Here is a 23,206-nt window from a genome sequence, read left to right on the forward strand (position 1 = left end):
AGGCTGCGGGGTGCGGCGGGACGGCCGTTAATGTTTCGCGGACCGGCGAAAGGTTCCTCGATACACCGATGCGCCGGTACGTCGATACACCGATACACCGATACGCGGAGGGGGCGGCGGGTCATGGGTGTCTGGCAGGTCGACGCCGACACGCTCGCGGGCAGCCGGTTCGTCGTGTCGCGGCTCGCCGAGGCGACCGCGAGCCTGCGCAAGCTCGCCGACCCGGTCGCCGCGCACCCCGGCGAGCGGCGCTGGCTCGACGCGCACCTGCCCGGCTACCGCGCCCGACTCGCCGCGGAGCCGGCGACGGCGCTGCTCCTGGACACGGCGTTCGGGGCCCGGTGGATCGCCGACTTCATGACGCCCACGCCGGACGGCGCCCGCGAGGACGACCTGGCCGACGGCCTCGCGCGGATCCGCGCCACACCGCCGGAGGCCGTCCGCGCCGACCTCGCGGTCTCCTCCCCCGGCCGGCTCCCCGACGCACTCGCCCGCGCCGACGACCTCGCGGAGCGCGCGGCGACGCTGCTGGCGTGGGTGTGGCGGGAGACGGTGCTGCCGGAGTGGCCGCGCCGCCGCCGGGTCATCGAGGCCGATGTCCTGGCCCGGACAAGGGAGTTGACGCGGGGCGGCTGGGCGGCGGCCTTCGGCGGGATGCGGCCCACGATGGGCTGGCTCGGCGAGGGCCGGCTGCGCATCAACGCCCACGACTACCCGCCCCGTGACATCTCCGGCACCCGGCTCCTCTTCGTCCCGGTCACCCCGCAGCAGGGCTGGGTGTCGTGGCGGGATCCGGCCGACCGGTACGCCGTGGTCTACCCGTGCGCGGGCGCCCTCGCGGACGCGGACCGTACGGTGCCGCCCGACGGCCTCGCGGCGCTGCTCGGCACGGCCCGCGCACAGGTCCTCGCCCTCCTCGAACACCCCCTCACCACCACGCAGTTGGTGGCCCTGACCGGCCAGGGTCTCGGCTCGGTGGGCCGTCATCTGAAGGTGCTGCACGGGGCCCGGCTCGTAGCGCGCCGCAGGGCGGGCCGCTCGGTCCTCTACTTCCGTACGCCGACGGGAGACGCCCTTCTGACGGCGCAACGGGACGGTCGGTGAAGACCTCGCGCACGCCCTTGTGGTGATCCCGTCACTTTCGAGCGCTACCCTGCCCCACGCGAACCCCTGGGGGGGAGTTCGCACCGCCCGTCCCGTCCCGCCCTGCCCTGCCCTGCCCCGGCCCGCGTTCGCGGCCGGTTCCGTCGAGCACCTGGATCGCGTAGCCACCTCATGTCCTGGTTCGAATCATTCGTCCTCGGCCTCGTCCAGGGACTCACCGAATTCCTGCCGATCTCGTCGAGCGCCCATCTGCGCCTCACGGCCGCGTTCGCGGGCTGGCACGACCCGGGTGCGGCCTTCACCGCGATCACCCAGCTCGGCACCGAGACAGCAGTCGTCATCTACTTCCGCAAGGACATCGCCCGCATCATCTCCGCGTGGTTCAAGTCCCTTACGGACAGGACGATGCGCGGCGACCACGACGCGCAGATGGGCTGGCTGGTGATCGTCGGCTCGATCCCCATCGGAGTGCTCGGTGTGACGTTCAAGGACCAGATCGAGGGCCCGTTCCGCGATCTGCGGCTCACGGCGACGACGCTGATCGTGATGGGCGTGGTCCTCGGCGTCGCCGACCGGCTCGCGGCCCGCGACGAGGCGGGCGGCCGGCACCGCGCGGCCCGCTCCCGCAAGGAACTCAAGGACCTCACCGTCAAGGACGGCCTGATCTACGGCCTGTGCCAGGCGCTCGCCCTCGTCCCCGGCGTCTCCCGCTCCGGCGCGACGATCTCCGGCGGCCTCTTCCTCGGCTACACCCGCGAGTCGGCGGCCCGTTACTCCTTCCTCCTGGCGATCCCGGCGGTCCTCGCCTCCGGCGTCTTCGAGCTGAAGGACGCGAGCGAGGGCGGCCATGTCTCCTGGGGCCCGACCGTCTTCGCCACGCTGATCGCCTTCGGCGTCGGCTACGCGGTGATCGCCTGGCTGATGAAGTTCATCTCGACGCGCAGCTTCATGCCGTTCGTCTACTACCGGATCGCCCTCGGCATCGCCCTGTTCGTCCTCGTCAGTGTGGGCGTCCTCAGCCCGCACGCGGCGGAGTCGGCGGGCTGAGAGACTTCCGGGAGTCGAGTCGGCGCAAGCGGAAGAGACGGGGTGGGCGTGGCATGAAGGCGGTGCGGTTCCACGAGTACGGCGGGATCGACGTGCTGCGGGTCGAGGACGTGGCGCGGCCCGTCCCGAAGGCCGATCAGGTGCTGGTCGAGGTGCGGGCCGCCGGGATCCAGCCCGGTGAGGTGAGCATCAGGACGGGGTTTCTGCACGAGCGGTGGCCGGCCACGTTTCCGTCCGGGCAGGGCAGTGACCTGGCCGGGGTTGTGGTCGAAGTCGGGGCGCGGGTGCGGGACTTCAAGGTCGGGGACGAGGTCGTCGGGTTCACGCACCGGCGGGCCAGCCACGCGGAGTACGTGGTCGTCGACGACGTGAATGTGGTGCACCGGCCGGAGGGGCTGCCGTGGGATGTGGCGGGGGCCCTGTACGTCGCCGGGGTCACCGCGTACGCGTGCGTGTGGGCCGTGGACCTGGGGGCCGGTGACACCGTCGTGGTGTCCGGTGCGGCGGGCGGCGTCGGGGCGTTCGCCGTGCAGCTCGCGCGGCGGCACGGCGCCACGGTGATCGGCCTGGCCAGCGAGGCCAACCACGGCTGGCTGAAGGAGAAGGGCGTGATCCCCGTCGCGTACGGGGACGGGGTGCGGGAGCGGGTCCTGGAGGCGGCCGGCGGCAGCGGCGGCAGCGTTGACGCGTTCATCGATACGTACGGCAGCGGATACGTAGAACTCGCCGTGGAGTTGGGCGTGCGGCCCGGGCGTATCAACACGATCCGCGACTGGGAGGTCGCGGCACGGGTCGGCGCCCGGACCTATGGGGAGGGCGCGGCGGCCAGCGCCGTCGTGCTCGGTGAACTGGCCCGCCTCGCCGCGCGCGGAGAGCTGGAGGTGCCGATCGCGCGCGGCTATCCACTGGAGCAAGTGCGCGATGCCTTCCGCGAGTTGGAGAAGCGGCACACCCACGGGAAGATCGTGCTCAGGCCGCGCCCCGCATGACGCCTACGTGAACACGTGCGACCAGTAGCGCGCCTTGTAGAAGCGCGCCCCGGTGCGGACCGAGTCCGCGCGGCCGGAGAAGCCGACCGTGTCGTTCCACCACACGTCCGCGCTGGGGGCGTCGACCCAGAAGTATGTGCCGTCGGGGAGGCGGCCGAACGACTTGGTGAAGGACCAGTCGTAGATCTTGGTCGGGGATGCCAGGCTCCACGTGCCCGTCGCCGCGTCGTACGCGGGGGTGGCCTGCCAGATGCCGTGATCGGGGTTGACGCTGCCGCCCACCGTGTAGAAGACGTTGGCGGAGGCGTAGTCGGGCTGGATGTCGTGCGCGGTGCCGCCGAAGGTCACGGAGGCCACCTTCGTCAGGCCGGTGATGATGTCGCTGGCGTTGGTGACGAGCCGATAGGCGCGCAGTTCGTTCAGGCCGGTGGCGAGGAGCAGTTCGTGTTCCTTGTCCCACAGCACGCCGTGCGCGTCCGGGAATCCGACGCTGATGCTGCTGCCGTACGCGGTCGGGGGCGTGCCTCCGTGAGTGCTGGGCACGAACACATTGATGCCGCCGCCGGACTGGTAGGAGCTGCTGAAGACCCGGGCCCGTGAGCAGGCCGTGACGATCGCTCCGTGGTTCTCTATGCGTTCGACCGAGTGCGGGTTGCCCGGCACCACGGCGGTCCAGACGACCGCCTTGTCGCTCTCCCTGATCATGGCGGCCCGGCCGCCCCTGCTCGCGGTACCCGAGGCCGTGCACAGCGACACGTAACCCCACTTGGCGGTGGAGCGCCGCTTCACGTCGGAGAGGCCGATCCAGCTCGCGTCGCCGTCCGGGGCGGACCAGTACCAGTCCGGTGTGCCGTTCCAGTCGGTGCTGCCGTTACTGAACCGCTGTATCTGGTTGGCGGACTGTTCGACGGTCACGATCGGGTAGTCCGCGGCGAACGCCGACCCTTCCATCCCCACACCTCCCGCTGTGGTGAGCCCCGCGAGAACCGCTCCACGCAGCAGTTGTCGTCTTCGCAACTCCCTTACCTCCATTGCCTGGAGACGCCGTGGGGGGCGGCGACGTCACCGTGGCACAGAGGCAACCGGAGTAACAGGGGGCATCACCCTGGACACTCACCGGGCATCCCCCATGGTGTCACCAGGGCAGCGGGCCCTCGGCCGATGTGTACGTACCGGTCGGCCCGTCGGGACCGACCAGCGCCATGCGGACGACGATCTCCGCGCCCTGCTCGACGGTCTGCACGCCCGTGTTGCCGTTGAGGTCGGTCTTGGTGAAGCCGGGCTCGACGGCGTTGATCCGGATCTCCGGGAACGCCTTCGCGTACTGCACGGTCACCATGTTCACGGCCGTCTTGGAGGCCGGGTAGGCGATGCCGGGGTAGGCGGCCGCCGGGTTGTCCGGGTCGCAGGCGCCGGTCAGCGAGGCCAGGCCGCTGCTGAGGTTGACGACGACGGGGGCGGCGGAGCGGCGCAGCAGCGGCAGGAAGGCGTGGGTGACGCGGACGGTGCCGAAGACGTTCGTCTCGAACAGCGGGCGCAGCGTGTCCACGGTCTCGTCGGCGGGGAGCACGATGCCGTTGCCCTCGGTGCGGCCCTCGATGCCGGCGTTGTTGATCAGTACGTCGAGGCCGCCGTCGGCCTCGATCTGCTTCGCGGCGGCCGCCACGGAAGCGTCGTCGGTGATGTCGATGACGACGTGGCGGGCGCCGAGCTCCTCGGCGGCGCGGCGGCCGCGCTCAGGGTCGCGGGCCCCTACGTACACGGTGTGACCTGCGGCGACGAGTCGGCGGGCGGTTTCGCGGCCGAGGCCCTTGTTGGCTCCGGTGATCAGTGTGGTGGTCATGTGTCCAGGCTGCGCCAGGCGCGGGCCCGCGACCAGCCGTCCCGTCTTCCTGGGACTGCCGATACCAGGAAGATCCGTACGGGACGGGGCACAGTAGTGGCATGGCAACACCTCAGGCGCGCCTCGGAGATTTCGGCGACACGGTGCGGCGCTGGCGGGACCGGATCCCGCCGGAGGCCGCGGGGATCGCCGCCGTGGGGCAGCGGCGGGCGGCGGGGCTGCGCCGCGAAGAGCTGGCGCTGCTCGCCGGGATCTCGGCGGACTACGTCACCCGTCTCGAACAGGGCCGCGCCACCCACCCCTCGGACCAGGTCGTGGAGGCCCTGGCCCGCGCGCTGCGCGTCTCCGAGGCCGAGCGCGAGCATCTGTTCCGGCTCGCGGGTCTCGCCCCGCCCGGCCGGGAGACGGTGCCGGGGCGGCTCACGCCGAGCGCCCGGCGCCTCCTCGACCGGCTGCCGGAGACGCCGGTCGCGGTGTTCGACGCGGCGTGGACGCTGCTGCTCGCGAACCCGCTCTACACGGCGCTGCTCGGCGAGCGCCCCGAGTGGGGCGGGCACGGGCGCAACGGCGTGTGGTGGACGTTCCTCGGACCGGCCAGCCGGGTCCGGCAGTCCCCCGACGCCCGGCAGGCCATGGAGACGGCCCTGGTCTCGGACCTGCGGACGACCGCGAGCCGCTACCCGCTCGACCCGCGCCTGCACACCCTCGTCGACGAACTGCGCACCCGCAGCCCGCGCTTCGCCGAGCTGTGGGACTCGGGCGCGGTCGGCCGGCACGCCGCCGCGCGCAAGACGATCGACCACCCGCAGGCGGGTCCGCTGACCCTGGACTGCGACATCCTCACGGCGGCGGGCGACGACCTGCGCTTCATGCTCTACACGGCCGAGCCCGGCACCCCGGACGCGGACGCCCTGCGGCTGCTCGCGACGACGGTGCTGCCCACCCTGATCGGCGCCTGACCAGGGGTTGCGCCAACTCCTTTACAGCAACGGTCACTTGATGCGCAGGACCGCTCGCCGAGGGTTCCCAACCGGCCACCCCGCACGTAGCCTTGGCACATGCCGCCCGTCACATCTTGTCCAGTGCGGTCTGCCGAGGAAGTCAACGAGCAGATCCGCGGTCTGTGGCTGCGCACCGGGGGCCGGCTCAGCGCCGAGCAACGTTCCGAGTACGCGCTCCTGGTCACGGAGTGGGCCGACGCGATGCGCGCGGAGCTCCGGCGGGCCGTCGTGGAAGCGGCCTGAGCCCCGGTCCGCTCAGCGTCCCCCGGCCACCCTCAGCACGGTCCCCGTCGCGTACGACGCGTCCGAAGACAGCAGCCAGGCGATCGCCCCGGCGATCTCCTCGGCCGTCCCCGGCCGCCGCAGCGGAATGCCCGGCGCCGCCTCGCGGGCGATGTCGGGGGTGCCGCTGGTGGCGTGGATCTCGGTGTCGACGATGCCGGGCGCGACGCCGTTGACCCGCACGCCCACCGGGCCGAGCTCCTTGGCGAGGCCGAGGGTGACCGTGTCCACGGCCGCCTTCGACGCCGCGTAGTGCACGTACTGGCCGGGGCTGCCGAGCGTGGCGGCGCCGGACGAGACGTTCACGATGGCGCCCGCGCCCGCCGCCGTCATGTCCCGCGCGGCGCGCCTGCAACACAGCAGCACACCGAGGACATTGACGTCGAGGACGCGGCGGAAGTCCTCGGTGCGCGCCTCGGCGAACGGGCCGACCGGCGCGGTGACGCCCGCGTTGTTCACGAGCCCGGTGAGCGGGCCGAGTTCCGCCACGGCCTCGTCGAACATCCGCTCCACGTCGGCCTCTTGGGATGTGTCGGCCTGGACGACGACGCAGCGGGCGCCCTCCGCGCGGACGGCCTCCGCGGTGCGCTCGGCGGCGTCCTTGTCGCTCACGTAGGACAGCGCGACGTCGTGCCCTTCCCGGGCGAGGCGCAGCACGGTGGCGGCGCCGATGCCGCGGCTGCCGCCGGTCACGAGCGTGGTGGGGCGGGTCAAGGTGGCCTCCTGGTCAGGGCTGCGTCGCCCCCGTGGACCGGGTCGCGGCCACGCGGACGATGATCATGTCGCGCCGGGCGCACCGTACCAGCGCCACTTCTCACGCCGCTCCTTGCCCTCCAGGTCGCCGCGGCCCGTGGCCCACAGCAGCGTCGCCCATGGTGCGGTGTCACGGGGGACGTCGGGGAAGAGGCGGTGCAGCGTGCGCGCGCACAGTCCGGCCGGTGGCTCGAATTCGACGCCGAGGCCGAGCGCCAGGTCGTGGGCGTGCACCAGCGTCTCGACGACGCCCATCGCGGCGAAGCCCTCCGGGTCGGAGGCGCCGAAGACGTGGAAGCCGCGGGCGGTCTCCGGTGTCGCGCGGACCACGGCGGCGAGGATGCCGCCGCCGGCCTCCAGCGCCCGGAACATCGCGGTCGGCCCCGCGTCGAGGTCGACGGTGATGGTGTTGTCCGGCCCGTCGGAGCGGCGCCGACTGTAGCCCCAGCGCACGTAGTCGTCCGCCATGGGTCGCAGCGAGCCGATCTGCGCCGCGTAGAAGAAGAGGTCGTCGACGAGGTGCTCGCCGGTCTCCCAGCACGTCCACTCGAGCGGGCCCGCCGGTACGTTCCAGTCGGCGTCGGCGGCCGGGGCCAGTGCGGCGACGGCGAGCGCGACCGCTTCGGCGACGTCGTCGGCGGTGACGGGGGCCAAGGAGGCGTTCGGTTCGGCTGACATGGGGCGACCGTAACAACGAACTCCACGACCGCCCCATGGATTTACCGACACCCTGGACGGCCCCCTGGGCCAAGTTCCGGACCGGGTTCCGGGCCGACGCCCTGGACCGGGTTCTGGGCTGAGTTCCGGGCCGACGCCCAGGACCAGCGTCCCGGCACGGCGCCCCGGACAGCCCCGGCCCGGCACCGCGACCCGGCGCCCCGGTCCGGCGTCAGCCCTTGCCTTGTCCCGCCTTCTTCGAGAGGCGCCGCTTCTGGCGCGGCGTCAGCTCCTTGCGTGCGGTCTGCTTCTCGTACGCGGCCCTGCGATCGGCGTTGTTCATCAACTACCCCCTGTTTCCCGGCCAGTTGACCGGATCTTCGTCCGCGCCATCCTACCCACCGGCATTCCGGCCCCGCACGACTCTTGGCTCTGTGCACCGGGGGCCCGAAACTGAGCCGATGACGCAGCGTGTGGAACTCGCGACCGTCCTCGACCGGCTCGCCGTCGACGAGTTGGTGACGGACTACGCCGCGGCCGTGGACGACGGGGACTGGGCCGCGTACCGCGCCCTGTTCGAACCGAACGGCCGCGCCGACTACCGGGAGGCGGGAGGGGTGGAGGGCAGCGCCGAGGAGATCGCGGCGTGGCTTTCGACGACGATGGAGCTGTTCCCGATGCGCCAGCACCTGATCGTGAACCGACGGATCCGCTTCGACACCGTCGACCGCGACATCGGCGACACGGCCCGCGTCCGGGCCGACTACTTCAACCCGATGCGCTTCGCGGGCGACGGCGACTCGACGGCCCCCGACTTCATCTGCGGCGGCCGGTACGCCTTCGATCTCATGCGTACGGAAAATGGTTGGCGATTGCACCGGGTGACGGTCTACGAGAAGTGGCGCCGCGTCCCCCGGCGGGCCGAGACAGGCAGCTGACCGCTCCCCCGCCCCGCCCGGCGCGCACTGTCGTCGATCACCTGCGGCGCGCACACTGAGGGAACTGGGCAAACCGTACAACGTACGGCGTACGAGTCGGGAGGCGCGGCGGATGGAGCGGTGGCGGCAGCGGCTCGACACCTCGCCCTGGTGGCGGGGCGCCGCGGCGGTCGGCGCGGGCGCGCTGCCCGCGCTCGCGTTCCCGGCGCCTTCGCTGTGGTGGCTCGCGTACGTCGCGCTCGTGCCGTGGATGCTGCTCGCGCGCTCGGCCGCGACACCGCGCCGGGCGGCTCTCGACGGCTGGCTCGGCGGTCTCGGGTTCATGCTGGCGGTGCACCACTGGCTGCTGCCGAGCCTGCACGTGTTCACAGTCGTCCTCGCGGCGCTGCTCGGCGCGCTGTGGGCGCCGTGGGGGTGGCTGCTGCGGCGGCTGCTGCACGGCACCCCGACACCGGGGCAGGCGGCGACCGCGCTCGTCGCCGTCCCCTCGGCGTGGCTGATGGTCGAACTGGTCCGTTCCTGGGAGGGCTTGGGCGGCCCGTGGGGCCTGCTCGGCTCCAGCCAGTGGGAACTGGTGCCCGCGCTGCGGCTCGCGTCGGTGGGCGGGGTGTGGCTGGTGAGCCTGCTGGTGCTGGTCGTCAACACCGGTGTGACACTGCTCGTCGTCGCGCGCGGCGCCCGGGCTCCTGCGGTGGCCGGGCTCGTCGCGACGGTCACGGTCACCGGGGCCGCGTGGGCGTGGGCGCCGCGGCCCGAGACGGACGGGCGGGCGCGGATCGCGGTGGTGCAGCCGGGGGTGGTCGACGGCATGGGCAGCATTCAGCACCGCTTCGACCGCGAGGTGGCGCTGACCCGTCAACTGGCGGGCCGGGGCGCCGACCTGGTGGTGTGGGGCGAGAGCAGCGTCGGCCTCGACCTGCCCCGCCGCCCCGACCTGGCGGCCCGGCTCGCGGCGCTCTCCCGCGAGGTCGACGCGGAGATCCTCGTCAACGTGGACGCCCGCCGCCGCGCCGCCGACGGCTCGGGCCAGGGCATATACAAGAGCTCGGTGCTGGTCGGCCCCAAGGGCCTCACCGGCGACCACTACGACAAGATGCGCCTCGTCCCCTTCGGCGAGTACGTGCCCGCGCGCTCGCTGCTCGGCTGGGCGACATCGGTCGGCAAGGCGGCGGGCGAGGACCGCATGCGCGGCACACGACAGGTCGTGATGGACGTCCGCCACGGCGAACGCTCACTGCGGGTCGGCCCACTGGTCTGCTTCGAGTCGGCGTTCCCCGACATGACACGGCAGTTGACGGAGGACGGCGCGCAGATACTCCTCGCCCAGTCCTCGACCTCCACGTTCCAGCACAGCTGGGCCCCCGAACAGCACGCCTCGCTGGCCGCGCTACGAGCCGCGGAGACCGGCCGCCCCATGGTCCACGCGACACTTACCGGAGTATCCGCGGTCTACGCCCCGACCGGCACCCCCGCCGGCCCCTGGCTCGCCACCTCGGCCAGCACCTCCCACGTCTACGACGTACCAACCGCACAGGGCACCACCCTCTACGTCCGCTTCGGCGACTGGCCGGTACACGGAGCGGTAACGGTGCTGGCACTGCTGGCCGCCCTCGACGCCACACGCCGCCTGCCTTTCAAGCCCCCGCGGCCACTTCGCCCTTCAAGCCCCTGCGGCGACTGAGCAGCGAGGCCCAGCCTTCAAACCCCTGCGCCCACTGCGGCATTTCAAGCCCCTGCGGCGATAGAGCACCGAGGTCCAGCCTTCAAACCCCTGCGGCCACTGCGGCATTTCAAGCCCCTGCGGCGATTGAGCAGCGGGGTCCGGGGCAGAGCCCCGGGTCCGCAACGCCGTCGCAGGCCGAGCGGAACACTCGACGTCCGCTAGGCCAAGCCCTGCCGCACCTCACGCACGACCTGCTCACACAGCTCATGCGTGACAAGCGCATCCCTCGCACTCAACACCTTCCCCGCCCGCACACCATCAAGAAACGCCAACACGGCCTGCTCAATACCCCGCTGTCGCGCCACCGGCACCCAGTCCCCCCGCCGCCGAACACTGGGCTGCCCCTTGTGGTCAACCACATCGGAGAGATTCAGCACCTGCCGCTTGGAGTCCTGCCCGGACACCTCCAGGACCTCCTCCGTCGACCCGCTCAGCCGGTTCATGACGCCGATCGCCGTGAACCCGTCACCCGCGAGCTGCAGCACCACGTGCTCGAGCAACCCGTCCACGACCCGCGACCGCACACTCACGTCGTCGACAGGCCCCGGTACCAGGAACCGCAGCGTGTCGACGACGTGGATGAAGTCGTCGAGGACCATCGCGCGCGGCTCCTCGGGCAGCCCGACGCGGTTCTTCTGCATCAGGATCAGCTCGCGCGGATGCTCGACGCACTGCGCGTACCCCGGCGCGTACCGCCGGTTGAAGCCGACGGCCAGGCTCACGCCGCGCTCCTCGGCGAGCCGCACGAGCCGCTCGGAGTCGGCGAGTTCGTACGCGAGCGGCTTGTCGACGTACGTCGCGACGCCCGCTTCCAGCAGCCGCGCCACGATCTCCGGGTGCACGGCGGTGGGCGCGTGCACGAAGGCGGCGTCGAGCCCCTGCGCGAGCAGCGCGTCGAGGTCGGCGTGGCGCTGCGGCTCGGGCACGCGGAGCTGGTCCGCGACCTCGGTCAGGGTCGCGGGCGTCCGCGTCTGCAGGTGCAGTTCGAGCGCGGGCTGCGCGCCGAGCACCGGCAGGTACGCCTTCTTGGCGATGTCTCCGAGTCCGATGACGCCGACTTTCACGTCTGTGTGCTCCTTCTTCAGGGCTCCGATGGCGGGTTGCGGATCCCGGCAGCATACGGGGGTACGCCCGGACAGCGCCCCCGCTGAGGCGGCCGCCAGTCCGCGATGCCGTCCATGCCGCGCAGCAGGAAGGCGGGCCCGAGCGCGCCGACGGCACGGATCGCCGCGTTCCGCAGGGCGATCACCGGCCGGTTCGCGGTCATGTTGACGCGGCTCACGGTCATCACCTCGCGCGCGATCATCGTCGTACGAGGCTGTGTCGTACGAGGCTGTCGCGCGGCCGTGTAACCGGCCAGGTCGAGCGGGGCGTCGGGCGCGGCGTGGTGGGCGAGGACGACCGCGTCCTCGATGGCCTGGTTGCCGCCCTGGCCGAGGGTCGGCGCCATGGCGTGCGCGGCGTCGCCGAGGAGCGCGACCCGGCCGCGGTGGTGGGCGGGCAGCGGCTCGGCGATCTGGTGCACGTCGTGCCGCAGCACCTGCCCCGGCTCGACGGCGTCGAGGATCGCCGGAATCGGATCGTGCCGACTCCCGTACAGCCGCCGGAGCTCCGCCTTCTCGTCACCGCCGGGAGCCCGCCGCCCGGCCGGCGCCATGGCCGCCGCGTACGCGTAGACGGTGCCGTCGGCGAAGGGGTGGGTGCCCCAGATCCGGCCGGGCCCCCAGGTCTCATGCTGGGCGAAGGGCCGGCCGAGCGGCGGCACGAGCACCCGCCACGTGGTGAAGCCGGTGCATGCGGTGCCGGGATGCTCAGGAGAGAGCACGCCCCGCACACCCGACCCGATCCCGTCGGCCGCGACGACCAACTCCGCCTCGATCTCCCCGTCGTCGGTACCTACGCACGCAGAACGGCCCGAATCACCCGGACACCCGGATCACCCGGATCACCCGGATCACCCGGATCACCCGGATCACCCGGATCCACGAGCCACGCCTCGACCCCGACACGCACAACGCCACCCGGCACCCGGCACCCGGCACCCCACCGGCCAACTTGTCGACCAACGTCGCCCGACGCAACAGCACAATGGACCCGCCGAACCGCTCGGCCGCGAGCTTCGGGTCGGCGCGCGACACCCACCGCCCCTTCGGCGTGAGCAGCCCACCGTCCCCCTCCCACGCTTCCAGCGCCCGGATCTCGTCACTTAGGGCCCTTCTGACGGATCTTGCCGGAGTCGCGGGCCCTGGCACGCACATCTGCCGCGTTGTCGTCGCATGCGCGGACTCACCCACCGCGCTGTCGACGAGACCGCCCACCTCCCCCAGGGCTCCACCTCGAACCACGCCCGCACCCGCCTCGCCCTCCTGGAGACGGCGGTACGCCGACTCGCGGCGCGCGAGAGCCAGGTCCTCTCGGTGGACGAACTACCGACCCCGACCGGCGGCCCCGCCTCCCTGGCCGACGGCATGGCCCTCGCCCTCCACCGCTACCTCACCCACCACCCCCAACTCCTCATCTGCCGCTACGAATTGGCCCTGGAAGCCACCCGCCGCCCCGAACTCCGCACCTTCTGCGACGAAACCGCCCGCCAATTCCGCGAACCCCTGACCGCCCTCCTCCAAGCGGCAGGCTCCCCCACCCCCGAACGCCACACCCTCTCCCTGGTGGCCTGGACGGAAGGCATCATGTTCTCCTGCGTGGCAGGCTCCTTCCACACCTCCACCCCCACCCTCCCGGACCTCCGCACGGGCTACACCGAACTCCTCAACGCCATGCTCAGCCCATCCCTCACCAGCCCAAGCAACCCTGGCAATTCAAGCCCCTCCGACGCTTGAGGAGCGGGGCATGGGGCAGCGCCCCAATCCTTCCAGCCCCTCCGGCGCTTGAGGAGCGGGCCCCGGGGCAGAGCCCCGCGACGTAGGAGACCCCCAGCGCAACACAACACAACACACCCCCACGTCACCCATGCGGGGCATCATCACGACGACCCCACCCCCACCCCCCGGTTCTCCACGAAAGTGGCCCCGTGCCCAGAACCACAACCCCCACCACCATCCTGCTCACGGCCGCCGCCGCAGCCGCCGCCGCGGTATCCACCACCGGCTGCGTCAGCGTCCACACACCACCCACCACCCCCAACACCCCACCCTCCCCCTCGGTCTCCGCCCCGGCCCCCCGCCCAGACGGCCACACCAACCACCACCCGGTCGTCCAGGCCCCCGCCCGCGAGGCCCTGGAACGGATGAAGTCGACCGCGCCGCACCACACCTCGCCCCCCGACGCCGAGCAGCCACCCCCACCCGGCGCCGCCACCCCGGCACCCCACCGCACACCCCCGAAGTCTCACCCCGCGCCGCACCGGCCGGCCGCCCCCGAAGCCCCACAGGCCCCACGCCTCCCGGTCGTCGGCCAGCCACCGGGCACCGCCCCCGGCCACCCCGACGTCTGCGCGCTGGGCCGCAAGTACGGCAAGTGGGACCCGGACAGCCCCCAGTCGGCCATCTGCCGCGACACGTACGGCAATTGACCTACGCCCCTCACCCCCTCCCCCCTCTCACCCCCTCACCCCCCACTCCTCGGCGGCCCCAACGGCTCCCCGCCAGACCACCCGTCATCACGCCCGACCCCACCCCCATCACCCGGTTCCCCGGCCCCCGCCCCCATCCCGGCCACCTTCTCCTCGAGCCGGGTGAGGGCGGCCCGCACCCCGTCCCCGTACCCGTCGTCCCCCAACGCCCCCGCCGCCGCGCGGGCCCGCGCCAAGTGGCTGCGCGCCGCGGCGGGGCGGTCCAACTTCACGTAGTCCGCCGCCAGGTTGAGATGCAGCGACGGATAGAACGCCCGCACCGCGAGGGACCCCTCGTGCTCGCTGAGCCGCTCCTGGGTGAGGGAGTCGGCGGCGGACAGCGCACGCAGATCCCAGGCCAGTTCGTCCGAGGGGTCGTCCTGGGTGTCGGCCATGTAGTGCGCGAGCGTGCAGCGGTGCAGCGCGTCACCGTCCTCGCCGATCTCCGCCCACAGTCCGAGGAGGCGGCCCTGCGCCTCCTCGCGGTCGCCGCCGTGGTGCAGCATGACCGCCTGCCCGATGCGGCTCATCATGGCGTCACCCGCCGCCTGTTCACGCTGCTTTTCCACTGTCTCCTCCAAGTTCGACCCCGACCACTATGTCCGGAATGTCGTACCCAGTGACGCTAACCGCCACTCACCCCAAATCCGGCACCGCCCAGTCGATCGGCGTGTGCCCCTGCGCCGCGATCGCGTCATTGATCTGCGTGAACGGCTGCGAGCCGAAGAACTTGCGCGCCGAGAGCGGCGAGGGGTGCGCGCCCTTCACCACCGCGTGCCGCTCCGTGTCGATGAGCGGCAGCTTCTTCTGCGCGTAGTTCCCCCACAGCACGAACACCGCCGGGTCCGGCCGCTCGACGACGGCGCGGATCACCGCGTCCGTGAACTTCTCCCAGCCCTTCCCCTTGTGCGAGTTGGCCTCGCCGGCCCGCACCGTGAGCACCGCGTTGAGCAGCAGCACGCCCTGCTCGGCCCACGGCATCAGATATCCGTTGTCGGGGATCGGGGTGCCGAGCTCGGCCTGCATCTCCTTGTAGATGTTCCGCAGCGACGGCGGCGTCCTCACCCCGGGCCGCACCGAGAAGCACAGGCCGTGCCCCTGACCCTCGCCGTGGTACGGGTCCTGGCCGAGGACGAGGACCTTGACCTTGTCGTACGGCGTCGCGTCGAGCGCGGCGAAGACCTGCTCGCGCGGCGGGTAGACGGGACCCTTGGCGCGCTCCTCCTCGACGAACTCGGTCAGCTCCTTGAAGTAGGGCTTCTGCAGTTCGTCGCCGAGGACGCCGCGCCAGGACTCGGGCAGCATCGCGGTGTCGGTCACGTCAACAACCTCCGGGGTACGGGCTAGTGCGCTCCCGCGCCCCACCGTGCCGGGGACGCGGTCGCATCGACACCCAAAAACCTACCGGCGCCCACTGACAATCGACGCCCGCACCCGACGAGCCCGCATCCGACGAGCCCGCCCCCGGCCGACCCCTTGAGGAACCCGTCTCACCAACTCGTCTTGCGGTGCAACTCCCACATCATCATGATCGTCGACGGGTCGAGCGCCCGCTCCCCGCCCGAGATCTCCTCGCTCGCCGCGATGTACTGCTTGCCCTGCCACAGCGGCAGCAGCCGCGCGTCCCGCACCATGATGTGCTGGGCCTGCTCGAACTGCCGCACCACGGCGCCGCGGTCGCTCACCTTCCGGGACTGCGGCAGCAGTTGGTCGGTGATCTCCGGCGAGTCGTACGGCGTACTCAGGGCGTTCTTCTTGCCCACGAAGGGGGCGATGAAGTTGTCGGCGTCCGGGAAGTCGGGGAACCAGCCGCGCCCGAACACCGGGTACTCGCCCTTCTTGTAGCCCTGTTCGAAGGACTTCCAGGGGCGGCTCTTGAGCGTCACGTCGAACAGCTTCGACGCCTCCAACTGCCGCTTGAGCTCCTCGAATTCGGGCTTGGTGGCGGAGCCGTAGCGGTCGGACGCGTACCAGAGGGTGAGCGGGACGGGCGCGTTGATGCCCGCCTTGGAGAGGATCTCGGCGGCCTTCGCCGCGCTCGGTTCGTTGAACTCGTCGAAGAAGTCGGTGGTGTGGCCCGCGAGGCCCCTGGGGACCATCGAGTACAGCGGTTCCACGGTGTTCGCGTACACCTTCTCCGCGATGGCCCCGCGGTCGACGATCTGGGCGACCGCGCGGCGCACGGCGGTCTTGCCCGCCCACGGGTCCTTCGGGTTGAAGACCAGGTAGCTGATCTCCGTGCCCGCGCCCTCGACGAGTTGCAGGCCGCCTGCGGCCTGCTTGTCCTGGAGGCGCATGATGTCGTCGGCCGCGAGCCCGCGGAAGGTCGCGTCGATCTTCTTCGCCTTCAGGGCGTCGACCATCGCGGACGACGTCTTGTAGTAGCGGATCGTCACCGCGTTGTTCTTGCGGTTCGCGAAGCCGTCGTAGTGCTCGTTGCGTACGAGTTCGGCCTTGCGGCCGTCGACGTACGACTGGAGCGCGTACGGCCCCGAACCGGTCACCTTGCCGTCGCGGCGCGCGGAGTCGGCCGGGTAGTCGTCGGGGTCGACGATCGACATGGCGGGGGTGGAGAGCACGAACGGGAAGGTCGCGTCCGGCTTGGTGAGGCGGAACGTTACTCCTCGCTCACCCCGCGTCTCCACGCGGTCGAGGCTGCCCAGCAGACCCGCCGGGCCGCCGCCCCCGCCGACCTTGCGGACCCGGTCGATGGAGTACTTCACGGCCTTCGCGTCGAGCGCGTCGCCGTTGGAGAACTTCATGTCCTCGCGCAGCTCGCAGTGGTAGACGCGGTTGGCGGAGTCCTCGAAGCGGCACTCGGCCGCGTCCGCCTGCGGTTCGGCGGCGCCCGACGGCAGGGACACCAGCGTCTGGTACACGTTGCGGAACAGCTCCCAGGAGCCGTCCCAGGACGCCGCGGGGTCCAGCGTGCTCGGCACGCTGGTGGTGCCCACGGCGATGGGTTTCTCGTCGGAACCCTCGCTCGACCCCATCAGCCCGCACCCGGCGAGCAGGGTCATCGACGCGAATGCCGCCCACGCGCGCGGGGCAAGGAACCGGTTGAACACGCGCTCGCTCCTCGATCAGCCATGCCAAGGTCGGCCGACAATATCGCAGTGCCCCGCCGGTTCAACTGGTTGAACCGGCGGGGCACTTCAGGAGCGCGACCCTTTGTCGGACGTTGTCGCCAACGCCCGGAATCTGACGTCGGCGCGGGCCGCTCACGACGGATCTATTCGACGCCTGCGTTGAGGAACTTGCCGCCGTCCACGACGAGGTTCTGCCCGGTGATCCAGCCGGACTGATCGGAGGTCAGGAACGCGGCGGCGCCCCCGATGTCCTCCGGCACGCCGAGCCGGCCCAGCGGGTACGTCGCCGCGACCTCGGCCTCCCGGCCCTCGTAGAGGGCCTCGGCGAACTTGGTCTTCACGACCGCCGGGGCGATCGAGTTGACCCGCACCTGCGGCGCGAACTCGTGCGCCAGCTGCAGCGTCAGGTTGACCATGGCGGCCTTGCTGACGCCGTACGCGCCGATGAACGGCGAGGCGGAGACGCCGGCGACGGACGCGATGTTGACGATCGCGCCGCCGTTGTCCCGCTGCCACGCCTTCCACGTCTGCTGGGCGAAGCCGAGCGCGGAGACGACGTTGGTCTCGAAGACCTTGCGCGCCACGTTCAGGTCGAGGTCGGCGATCGGGCCGAACACCGGGTTCGTACCGGCGTTGTTGACGAGGTAGTCGACGCGGCCGAACGCCTCCATGGCGCGCTCGACGGCGGCGGCCTGGTGGGACTCGTCGTGCGCCTTGCCCGCTACGTAGATGACGCGGTCGGAGCCGAGCCGCTCGACGGCCTCCTTGAGGGCGTCCTCGCCGCGTCCGGTGATGCAGACGCGGTCGCCGCGCGCGACGAGGGCCTCGGTGACGCCGTAGCCGATGCCGCGGCTCGCACCCGTGACGAGGGCGACCTTTCCGGAGGGCTCCGGGAGTGCGGAAGTGGTCATGTCCGTTTCCCCCGGCCTCAGTTGAGCGGTCCGCCGGCCACGTACATGACCTGGCCCGAGACGAATCCGGCGGCCTCGCCGGTGAAGAAGGCGATGGCGTTGGCGATGTCCTCGGGGCGGCCCACGCGCTGCACCGGGATCTGGGTCGCGGCGGCGGCCTGGAACTCCTCGAAGCCCATGCCGACGCGCTCGGCGGTGGCCGCCGTCATGTCGGTGACGATGAAGCCGGGGGCGACGGAGTTGGCGGTGACGCCGAACTTGCCGAGCTCCTTGGCGAGGGTCTTCGTGAAGCCCTGCAGACCGGCCTTGGCGGCGGAGTAGTTGACCTGGCCGCGGTTGCCGAGCGCCGAGGACGAGGACAGGTTCACGATGCGGCCGAACTTGGCGTCCACCATGTGCTTCTGGACGGCCTTCGACATCAGGAACGCGCCGCGCAGGTGCACGTTCATGACCGTGTCCCAGTCGTTGGCGCTCATCTTGAACAGCAGGTTGTCGCGCAGCACGCCCGCGTTGTTCACGAGGATCGTGGGGGCGCCGAGCTCCTCGGCGATGCGCGCGACGGCGGCCTCGGTCTGCGCCTCGTCGGAGACGTCGCAGCCGACGGCAAGGGCCTTGCCACCGGCGGCGGTGATCTTCTCGACGGTGTCCTTGCAGGCGGCCTCGTCGAGGTCGATCACGGCGACGGCGCGGCCCTCTTCGGCCAGACGGATCGCGGTGGCGGCGCCGATGCCGCGCGCGGCTCCCGTGACGATCGCTACGCGCTGCTCAGTGGTGGACATGCTCTTCGGTCTCCTCGCCCTAGAGGTGCGGCCGCTCCGTCCGGTGCGGGTGAGCAACCGCTTAGTACCCTGTGCGAGCGACGCTAGAAGCCCTGGCACCCGGTGTCAACGTGGCCACCAGGTGCCGCTGATCACTTGCCGTACCGGAGCCGGGCATTCAGCGCCCGGGCCCGGTCGTCCGGCGTCCCGGAACCGATCGTTCAGCGCCCCGGAACCGGTCGTTCAGCGCACCAACAGGTCGAGCAGGCGCGCCGCCTCGGCGGCCGGGTCGGCGGTCAGGCCGGTGTGCACGGGTCCCGGCTGCACCACGGTGGAGCGCGGCGCGACGAGCCAGCGGTAGCGCCGCCCGGCATCGTCCTCCCCGGCCTGACCCGCGGCCTCGCCCCCGGCGCAGTGCCGCTCGACGGCGCCGAGCACCGCCCGGACACCGGTGACGTCGGCCTCGGGGTCGAGGGCGAGCAGCCGCTTCTCGTCGAGGTGGGTGAGGGCGGTGACGAAGGACTTGGCGCGGCAGTAGACGACGACCCCGGCGTTGATCTGCTCGCCGCGCTCGATGCTCGGTACGACGCGCAGCAGGGCGTACTCGAAGACGTGACGCTCGCGCGTGCTCATCGGGCTGCTCCTTCGGTCACCCAGCCGGGAGTTCCGGCGGGTCGGGCGCCGCCGGCGGGCAGCGCGACGCGTTCGTGAATCGTGGCGGCACGCGCGCGTAGCGTCTCGACGTACGCGCGGCGCACCGCGTCCGGGGTGTCGAAGCCGGGCTCGTCCGTCAGCCATACGTCGGGTACGTCGGCGGCGGCCTCGGCGATCAGCTCCTCGGTGACGCGCGGCGCGAGTTCGGCGGCGGCCGACTCGATGTCGGGCCCGAAGGGCGCGAGGGCGTGATCGCTCGCGTCGTACGCCTTGTCGGCCCAGGCCGCCGCGCCCCGCCAGTTGTGGTGCCAGATCATGCTGGCGCCGTGGTCGATGAGCCACAGCTCGCCGCCCTTGACCAGCATGTTGGGGTTGCGCCAGGACCGGTCGACGTTGTTGATCAGCGCGTCGAACCAGACGATCCGGCCCGCCTCCGCCGGATCGACGACGTACGCCAGCGGGTCGAAGCCGAGCGCCCGCGGCAGGAACCGCATGCCGAGGTTGCTGCCGCCGCTCCCCTTGAGCAGCTCCTGCACCTCCTGGTCGGGCTCGCCGAGACCGATCACCGGGTCGAGGTCGAGCGTGACGAGCCCCGGCACGCGGAAGCCGAGCGCGCGGGCCAGCTGCCCGCAGATCACCTCGGCGACGAGCGTCTTGCGCCCCTGTCCCGCGCCGGTGAACTTCATGACGTACGGGACGTGGTCCACGCCCTCGACGAGACCGGGCAGCGATCCGCCTTCCCTCAATGGGGTGACATAGCGGGTCGCGGTGACTTCGGTGAGCATGCGCCCAGGTTATGAGATCGGGAAGGCGTTGAACGTCGAGGGATCACCGTACGTACCACAGGGAAACCCCACGGGATCCGCACGGCCCTCGATCACAACGCTCGATCACAGCTCTCGATCACAGCTCTCGATCCGACCGAACGAACCGATGGAAGGAACCCCCACCCATGACCGCTTCGCAGGAGCCCGCGACCACGAGCCACGTCCCGTCGCGCCGCACCGTCGTCTCGGCGGTCGGCGCCGCCGGGATCGCCGCGGCGCTGACCGCGTGCGGCGGCTCGGACGAGGACACGTCGCAGCCGGCGGGCAACGCGTCCTCGGGCAGTGAGTCCTCGGGCAGTGAGTCCTCGGGCAACGCGTCCTCGGGCAGCGGCGACAAGGGCAAGGAGATCGCCAAGACCTCGGACATCCCGGAGGGCGGCGGAAAGGTCCTCGCGGACGCCGGGATGGTGGTGACGCAGCCCAAGCCGGGCGAGTTCAAGGCGTTCACCAACGTCTGTACGCACCAGGGCTGCAAGGTCAACAAGGTCGCCGGCGGCAGCATCGACTGCCCCTGCCACGGCAGCAAGTTCTCCATCGAGGACGGCAGCGTGTCGCACCCGCCGGCCACGAAGCCGCTGGAGGAGAAGCAGATCAAGGTCAGCGGCGACTCGATCACGCTGGCGTAGCGCGCCCTTCGGGCGCCTCTTCCGCTGCCGGGCGCTTCCAGACGCCCAGCACGTCCGCGGTCGTCGCCACGGTGGCGACCAGGGCGAGCGTGTTGTCGATCATCGCGGGGGTGTACTCGGCGGGCACCCCCGCGATGGCGTCCCTGGGCACGACCACCGTGTAACCGAGGTTCACGGCGTCGAACACCGCGTTCGGGATGGCTACGTTGGCGGAGACCCCGGTGACGACCAGCGTCCGGCAGCCGAGATTGCGCAGGAGCGCGTCGACGTCGGTCCCGGCGATCGGCGAAAGCCCGTGCAGCCGCCGTACGACGAGGTCTTCCTCCGCGACCTCGATCTCCGGCACGACCCGCACCGCGTCCGACCCCGTCAACTGCTTCACGGGCAGCCGCTCGGCGGCCCGGAAGAGCCGGGCGTTGCGACTGGCCCCACGCCCGTCGGCCCGCCGCTCGGCGACGGCGTGCACGACCTGCACGCCGCACTCATGGGCGGCTCCCACGAGCCGGGCCACATGGTCCAGCGCCCCCGACGCCCGCGCCTGCTCGGCGAGTTCGGGCAACGCGCTGTCGCTCCCCACGACTCCCCGCTGACACTCGACGGTCAGCAGCACCGTGCTCGCCGGGTCGAGCGACTCGGCCAGCTTCCCGTACGACTTCCCGTACGACGACATGAACGCCCCCTGCCAGTCCGCTGTTTCGGGCGGCTGGAGGCTACCCACCATTGCGTATGCATGGAAGAGACAGCATGCTGCGTTCCTGACGCAGAGTCAGACACCGGACGAGAATACCGGACAGGAACAAAGGAGCCCGCATGACCACCGCCCAGCGCCGCGGCCGGAAGATCATGATGTCGCCCGAGGAGCGCGACGCGTTCCTCGCCGAACAGCGCACCTGCCGCGTCGCCACGGTATCGGCGGACGGCACGCCGCACGTCAGCCCGCTCTGGTTCGCCTGGGACGGCACGTCCCTGTGGCTCTACTCCCTGTCCCGCAGCCGCCGCTGGGCCGACCTGCGGGCCGACGGCCGGGTGGCGGTGGTGGTCGACGCGGGCGAGGACTACGGGGAGCTGCGCGGCGTCGAACTCTCCGGCCACATCGAATTCGTCGGCGAATCCCCCCGCACCGGCGAACCCCACCCCGAACTCGACGCCCCCGAACGCCTCTTCGCCCAGAAGAACTTCGGCATGCCCGAAATGGTCTACGACACCCGTCACGCCTGGGCCCGCCTGACCCCCACCAAAATCACTTCGTGGGACTTCCGCAAACTGTCCATTTGAAGCCCCACCGCCACATCAAGCCCCCACCGCCACATCAAGCCCCCACCGCCACATCAAGCCCCCTCCGCCACATCAAGCCCCCTCCGCCACATCAAGCCCCTCCGGCGATTGAGGAGCGGGGCCCGGGGCAGAGCCCCGAGTCGTCACCCCCGGCCAGCCGACACCCCCGGGCAACGTCACCCACCGACCAGCCGCCCCAAATCCGCCCCCACCTTCTGAAGCGCCCGCACCGCCGCCCGAATCGACGGACGTCGATCCGCATCGGCCCGCCACACCACATACACATGCCTCCGCACCTTCTGCCGCACCGGCACCGCCACCACCCCCTCCGGCATCGGATCCCGCCCGAGCAACGGCGCGACACACACCCCCAACCCCGCCGCCACCAGCCCCAGTTGCGTATGCGTCTCGGCGGCCCGATGCCCCACCTTGGGCTCGACCCCCTTGCCCCGCAACGTGAACATCAGCCACTCGTGACAGAACTCCCCCTGCCCCCAAGTGATCCACTCGTCGTCGGCGAACTCCTCGAGCCCGACCTCCTCGCGCCCCGCCAGCGGATGGTCCACCGACATCGCGACATCGGCGGGATCGTCGAGGACGGCGGCCTTGACCAGCCCCTCGGGCATCGGCATGGGCTTGTTGTACCAGTCGAGTACGACAGCGAGGTCGAGGTCACCACGGATCACCCCGGACACCGCCACCTCGGGCTCCAACTCCTGTGACCGCACCCGCAGTTGCGGATGCTGCTCCCGCAACGCCCCGAGCGCCCCCGGAAACAAGCCGCGCGCCGCCGTGGGGAACGCGGAGATCCGCAGCTCCCCCACGACCTGCCCGCGCTGCGCCTCCAGATCCGACTGCGCCAGCTCGACCTGCGACAGGATCCGCGCCGCGTGCTCCGCGAGCAGCCGCCCCGCGTCGGTGAGCCGCACCCCGCGCCCCCGCTTGGCGAGCAGCCGCTGCCCGGCCTCGCGCTCCAACTTGGCCATCTGCTGCGAGACGGCGGACGTGGTGACGTGCAGCCCCTCGGCCGCGCCGCTGACGGATCCGTGCCGGGCCAGGGCGTCCAGGACGCGCAGGCGCTCCAGGTTCAACATGTAAGCGATGCTAATGGGTACCAGGCAAAGAATCTCGCTTGTGCTACGACGATACGCGGAGCCAACC

27 protein-coding genes are annotated in these 23,206 nt (G+C 71.5%); 11 read left to right on the forward strand and 16 right to left on the reverse strand.

Annotated elements, in window-relative coordinates:
* Positions 1-123: 123 nt before the first annotated feature.
* The 3 genes from RBJ65_RS20640 (at position 124) to RBJ65_RS20650 (ending at position 3,140) form a co-directional block, all read left to right on the forward strand.
* Positions 124-1,104: a helix-turn-helix transcriptional regulator gene (locus tag RBJ65_RS20640; protein WP_306323251.1), complete on the forward strand. Its 981-nt coding sequence runs from the start codon at positions 124-126 to the stop codon at positions 1,102-1,104.
* 171 nt (positions 1,105-1,275) lie between these two features.
* Positions 1,276-2,151 carry an undecaprenyl-diphosphate phosphatase gene (locus tag RBJ65_RS20645; RefSeq protein WP_306323250.1) on the forward strand — a complete coding sequence of 292 codons (876 nt, stop codon included), beginning with the start codon at positions 1,276-1,278 and terminating at the stop codon, positions 2,149-2,151.
* A gap of 53 nt (positions 2,152-2,204) precedes the next feature.
* A complete protein-coding gene (locus RBJ65_RS20650; protein WP_306323249.1) occupies positions 2,205-3,140 on the forward strand; it encodes an NADP-dependent oxidoreductase in 936 nt (311 codons plus the stop codon).
* 3 nt (positions 3,141-3,143) lie between these two features.
* On the opposite strand, the gene RBJ65_RS20655 is transcribed toward RBJ65_RS20650, so the two are convergent.
* Positions 3,144-4,091: a DUF6528 family protein gene (locus RBJ65_RS20655; RefSeq protein ID WP_306323248.1), complete on the reverse strand. Its 948-nt coding sequence runs from the start codon at positions 4,089-4,091 to the stop codon at positions 3,144-3,146.
* Between the two features lie 184 nt (positions 4,092-4,275).
* Positions 4,276-4,983, reverse strand: coding sequence for an SDR family NAD(P)-dependent oxidoreductase (locus tag RBJ65_RS20660; RefSeq protein ID WP_306323247.1), 708 nt, complete (start codon positions 4,981-4,983; stop codon positions 4,276-4,278).
* A 101-nt stretch (positions 4,984-5,084) separates the two neighbouring features.
* Between RBJ65_RS20660 and RBJ65_RS20665 the strand changes: the two genes are divergently transcribed.
* Complete coding sequence (locus tag RBJ65_RS20665) at positions 5,085-5,942, forward strand: helix-turn-helix transcriptional regulator (RefSeq protein ID WP_306323246.1); 858 nt, start codon at positions 5,085-5,087, stop codon at positions 5,940-5,942.
* Between the two features lie 123 nt (positions 5,943-6,065).
* Positions 6,066-6,227 carry a hypothetical protein gene (locus tag RBJ65_RS20670; protein WP_372341440.1) on the forward strand — a complete coding sequence of 54 codons (162 nt, stop codon included), beginning with the start codon at positions 6,066-6,068 and terminating at the stop codon, positions 6,225-6,227.
* A gap of 12 nt (positions 6,228-6,239) precedes the next feature.
* Here the strand turns inward: RBJ65_RS20670 and RBJ65_RS20675 are convergent, their stop codons facing one another.
* Together RBJ65_RS20675 and RBJ65_RS20680 are read right to left on the reverse strand one after the other, a co-directional pair.
* Positions 6,240-6,980 (reverse strand): SDR family NAD(P)-dependent oxidoreductase, encoded by a 741-nt coding sequence (locus RBJ65_RS20675; RefSeq protein ID WP_306323244.1) that lies wholly within the window; start codon positions 6,978-6,980, stop codon positions 6,240-6,242.
* 63 nt (positions 6,981-7,043) lie between these two features.
* The gene (locus RBJ65_RS20680; RefSeq protein WP_306323243.1) at positions 7,044-7,697 is read right to left on the reverse strand and encodes a hypothetical protein; all 654 of its coding nucleotides are present in this window, start codon (positions 7,695-7,697) and stop codon (positions 7,044-7,046) included.
* A 440-nt stretch (positions 7,698-8,137) separates the two neighbouring features.
* Here RBJ65_RS20680 and RBJ65_RS20685 point away from each other — a divergent pair, with 440 nt between their 5' ends.
* Together RBJ65_RS20685 and lnt are read left to right on the forward strand one after the other, a co-directional pair.
* A complete protein-coding gene (locus tag RBJ65_RS20685; protein WP_306323242.1) occupies positions 8,138-8,614 on the forward strand; it encodes a nuclear transport factor 2 family protein in 477 nt (158 codons plus the stop codon).
* Positions 8,615-8,726: 112 nt separating this feature from the next.
* Positions 8,727-10,295, forward strand: coding sequence for an apolipoprotein N-acyltransferase (gene lnt, locus RBJ65_RS20690; RefSeq protein ID WP_306323241.1), 1,569 nt, complete (start codon positions 8,727-8,729; stop codon positions 10,293-10,295).
* 200 nt (positions 10,296-10,495) lie between these two features.
* Here the strand turns inward: lnt and RBJ65_RS20695 are convergent, their stop codons facing one another.
* From RBJ65_RS20695 to RBJ65_RS42130, 3 genes are all read right to left on the reverse strand, one after another.
* Positions 10,496-11,401, reverse strand: a complete 906-nt coding sequence (locus tag RBJ65_RS20695) for a Gfo/Idh/MocA family protein (protein WP_306323240.1) — start codon at positions 11,399-11,401, stop codon at positions 10,496-10,498.
* Positions 11,402-11,418: 17 nt separating this feature from the next.
* A complete protein-coding gene (locus RBJ65_RS20700) occupies positions 11,419-12,162 on the reverse strand; it encodes an FAD-dependent monooxygenase (protein ID WP_372341439.1) in 744 nt (247 codons plus the stop codon).
* Between the two features lie 94 nt (positions 12,163-12,256).
* The gene (locus tag RBJ65_RS42130; RefSeq protein WP_372341438.1) at positions 12,257-12,475 is read right to left on the reverse strand and encodes a hypothetical protein; all 219 of its coding nucleotides are present in this window, start codon (positions 12,473-12,475) and stop codon (positions 12,257-12,259) included.
* 120 nt (positions 12,476-12,595) lie between these two features.
* Between RBJ65_RS42130 and RBJ65_RS20705 the strand changes: the two genes are divergently transcribed.
* Both RBJ65_RS20705 and RBJ65_RS20710 read left to right on the forward strand, forming a co-directional pair.
* Positions 12,596-13,174, forward strand: coding sequence for a TetR/AcrR family transcriptional regulator (locus tag RBJ65_RS20705; protein WP_372341445.1), 579 nt, complete (start codon positions 12,596-12,598; stop codon positions 13,172-13,174).
* A gap of 191 nt (positions 13,175-13,365) precedes the next feature.
* Positions 13,366-13,866 (forward strand): hypothetical protein, encoded by a 501-nt coding sequence (locus tag RBJ65_RS20710; protein WP_306323239.1) that lies wholly within the window; start codon positions 13,366-13,368, stop codon positions 13,864-13,866.
* 35 nt (positions 13,867-13,901) lie between these two features.
* On the opposite strand, the gene RBJ65_RS20715 is transcribed toward RBJ65_RS20710, so the two are convergent.
* From RBJ65_RS20715 to RBJ65_RS20745, 7 genes are all read right to left on the reverse strand, one after another.
* Positions 13,902-14,474 (reverse strand): hypothetical protein, encoded by a 573-nt coding sequence (locus RBJ65_RS20715; protein WP_306323238.1) that lies wholly within the window; start codon positions 14,472-14,474, stop codon positions 13,902-13,904.
* Positions 14,475-14,541: 67 nt separating this feature from the next.
* Complete coding sequence (locus tag RBJ65_RS20720) at positions 14,542-15,225, reverse strand: uracil-DNA glycosylase (RefSeq protein WP_306323237.1); 684 nt, start codon at positions 15,223-15,225, stop codon at positions 14,542-14,544.
* A 170-nt stretch (positions 15,226-15,395) separates the two neighbouring features.
* Positions 15,396-16,973, reverse strand: coding sequence for an ABC transporter substrate-binding protein (locus RBJ65_RS20725; protein WP_372341437.1), 1,578 nt, complete (start codon positions 16,971-16,973; stop codon positions 15,396-15,398).
* 164 nt (positions 16,974-17,137) lie between these two features.
* On the reverse strand, positions 17,138-17,905 hold the full coding sequence (locus tag RBJ65_RS20730; protein WP_306323236.1) for an SDR family oxidoreductase: 768 nt from the start codon (positions 17,903-17,905) through the stop codon (positions 17,138-17,140).
* 17 nt (positions 17,906-17,922) lie between these two features.
* Complete coding sequence (fabG, locus tag RBJ65_RS20735) at positions 17,923-18,684, reverse strand: 3-oxoacyl-ACP reductase FabG (RefSeq protein WP_306323235.1); 762 nt, start codon at positions 18,682-18,684, stop codon at positions 17,923-17,925.
* Positions 18,685-18,906: 222 nt separating this feature from the next.
* Positions 18,907-19,296, reverse strand: a complete 390-nt coding sequence (locus RBJ65_RS20740) for a DUF3037 domain-containing protein (RefSeq protein ID WP_306323234.1) — start codon at positions 19,294-19,296, stop codon at positions 18,907-18,909.
* A complete protein-coding gene (locus RBJ65_RS20745; RefSeq protein WP_306323233.1) occupies positions 19,293-20,102 on the reverse strand; it encodes a HipA family kinase in 810 nt (269 codons plus the stop codon). Before RBJ65_RS20745 ends, RBJ65_RS20740 begins: the two co-directional genes overlap by 4 nt.
* Before the next feature lie 167 nt (positions 20,103-20,269).
* Between RBJ65_RS20745 and RBJ65_RS20750 the strand changes: the two genes are divergently transcribed.
* Entirely contained in the window at positions 20,270-20,770 is a 501-nt protein-coding gene (locus tag RBJ65_RS20750) for a Rieske (2Fe-2S) protein (RefSeq protein ID WP_306323232.1), read from the forward strand.
* Here the strand turns inward: RBJ65_RS20750 and RBJ65_RS20755 are convergent.
* Positions 20,757-21,440, reverse strand: a complete 684-nt coding sequence (locus tag RBJ65_RS20755; RefSeq protein WP_306323285.1) for a cysteine hydrolase — start codon at positions 21,438-21,440, stop codon at positions 20,757-20,759. The genes RBJ65_RS20750 and RBJ65_RS20755 overlap by 14 nt on opposite strands.
* Positions 21,441-21,580: 140 nt before the next feature.
* Here RBJ65_RS20755 and RBJ65_RS20760 point away from each other — a divergent pair, with 140 nt between their 5' ends.
* Positions 21,581-22,045, forward strand: a complete 465-nt coding sequence (locus RBJ65_RS20760; protein ID WP_306323231.1) for a pyridoxamine 5'-phosphate oxidase family protein — start codon at positions 21,581-21,583, stop codon at positions 22,043-22,045.
* Between the two features lie 176 nt (positions 22,046-22,221).
* Here RBJ65_RS20760 and RBJ65_RS20765 read toward each other — a convergent pair whose 3' ends face one another.
* On the reverse strand, positions 22,222-23,139 hold the full coding sequence (locus tag RBJ65_RS20765; protein ID WP_306332159.1) for a LysR family transcriptional regulator: 918 nt from the start codon (positions 23,137-23,139) through the stop codon (positions 22,222-22,224).
* Positions 23,140-23,206 lie beyond the last annotated feature (67 nt).

The organism is Streptomyces sp. KL109B (genome assembly GCF_030766935.1).
Taxonomy (GTDB): Bacteria; Actinomycetota; Actinomycetes; order Streptomycetales; family Streptomycetaceae; genus Streptomyces.

Bases quoted from the DNA above. Each gene is read 5' to 3' on its own strand.
- RBJ65_RS20755 (WP_306323285.1), bottom strand. From the start codon at position 21,440: ATGTCGTCGTACGGGAAGTCGTACGGGAAGCTGGCCGAGTCGCTCGAC.
- RBJ65_RS20665 (WP_306323246.1), top strand. From the start codon at position 5,085: ATGGCAACACCTCAGGCGCGCCTCGGAGATTTCGGCGACACGGTGCGG.
- RBJ65_RS20760 (WP_306323231.1), top strand. From the start codon at position 21,581: ATGACCACCGCCCAGCGCCGCGGCCGGAAGATCATGATGTCGCCCGAG.
- fabG (WP_306323235.1), bottom strand. From the start codon at position 18,684: ATGTCCACCACTGAGCAGCGCGTAGCGATCGTCACGGGAGCCGCGCGC.
- RBJ65_RS20640 (WP_306323251.1), top strand. From the start codon at position 124: ATGGGTGTCTGGCAGGTCGACGCCGACACGCTCGCGGGCAGCCGGTTC.
- RBJ65_RS20745 (WP_306323233.1), bottom strand. From the start codon at position 20,102: ATGCTCACCGAAGTCACCGCGACCCGCTATGTCACCCCATTGAGGGAA.
- RBJ65_RS20730 (WP_306323236.1), bottom strand. From the start codon at position 17,905: ATGACCACTTCCGCACTCCCGGAGCCCTCCGGAAAGGTCGCCCTCGTC.
- RBJ65_RS20655 (WP_306323248.1), bottom strand. From the start codon at position 4,091: ATGGAAGGGTCGGCGTTCGCCGCGGACTACCCGATCGTGACCGTCGAA.
- RBJ65_RS20680 (WP_306323243.1), bottom strand. From the start codon at position 7,697: ATGTCAGCCGAACCGAACGCCTCCTTGGCCCCCGTCACCGCCGACGAC.
- RBJ65_RS20660 (WP_306323247.1), bottom strand. From the start codon at position 4,983: ATGACCACCACACTGATCACCGGAGCCAACAAGGGCCTCGGCCGCGAA.
- lnt (WP_306323241.1), top strand. From the start codon at position 8,727: ATGGAGCGGTGGCGGCAGCGGCTCGACACCTCGCCCTGGTGGCGGGGC.
- RBJ65_RS20685 (WP_306323242.1), top strand. From the start codon at position 8,138: ATGACGCAGCGTGTGGAACTCGCGACCGTCCTCGACCGGCTCGCCGTC.
- RBJ65_RS20740 (WP_306323234.1), bottom strand. From the start codon at position 19,296: ATGAGCACGCGCGAGCGTCACGTCTTCGAGTACGCCCTGCTGCGCGTC.
- RBJ65_RS20645 (WP_306323250.1), top strand. From the start codon at position 1,276: ATGTCCTGGTTCGAATCATTCGTCCTCGGCCTCGTCCAGGGACTCACC.
- RBJ65_RS20650 (WP_306323249.1), top strand. From the start codon at position 2,205: ATGAAGGCGGTGCGGTTCCACGAGTACGGCGGGATCGACGTGCTGCGG.
- RBJ65_RS20750 (WP_306323232.1), top strand. From the start codon at position 20,270: ATGACCGCTTCGCAGGAGCCCGCGACCACGAGCCACGTCCCGTCGCGC.
- RBJ65_RS20765 (WP_306332159.1), bottom strand. From the start codon at position 23,139: ATGTTGAACCTGGAGCGCCTGCGCGTCCTGGACGCCCTGGCCCGGCAC.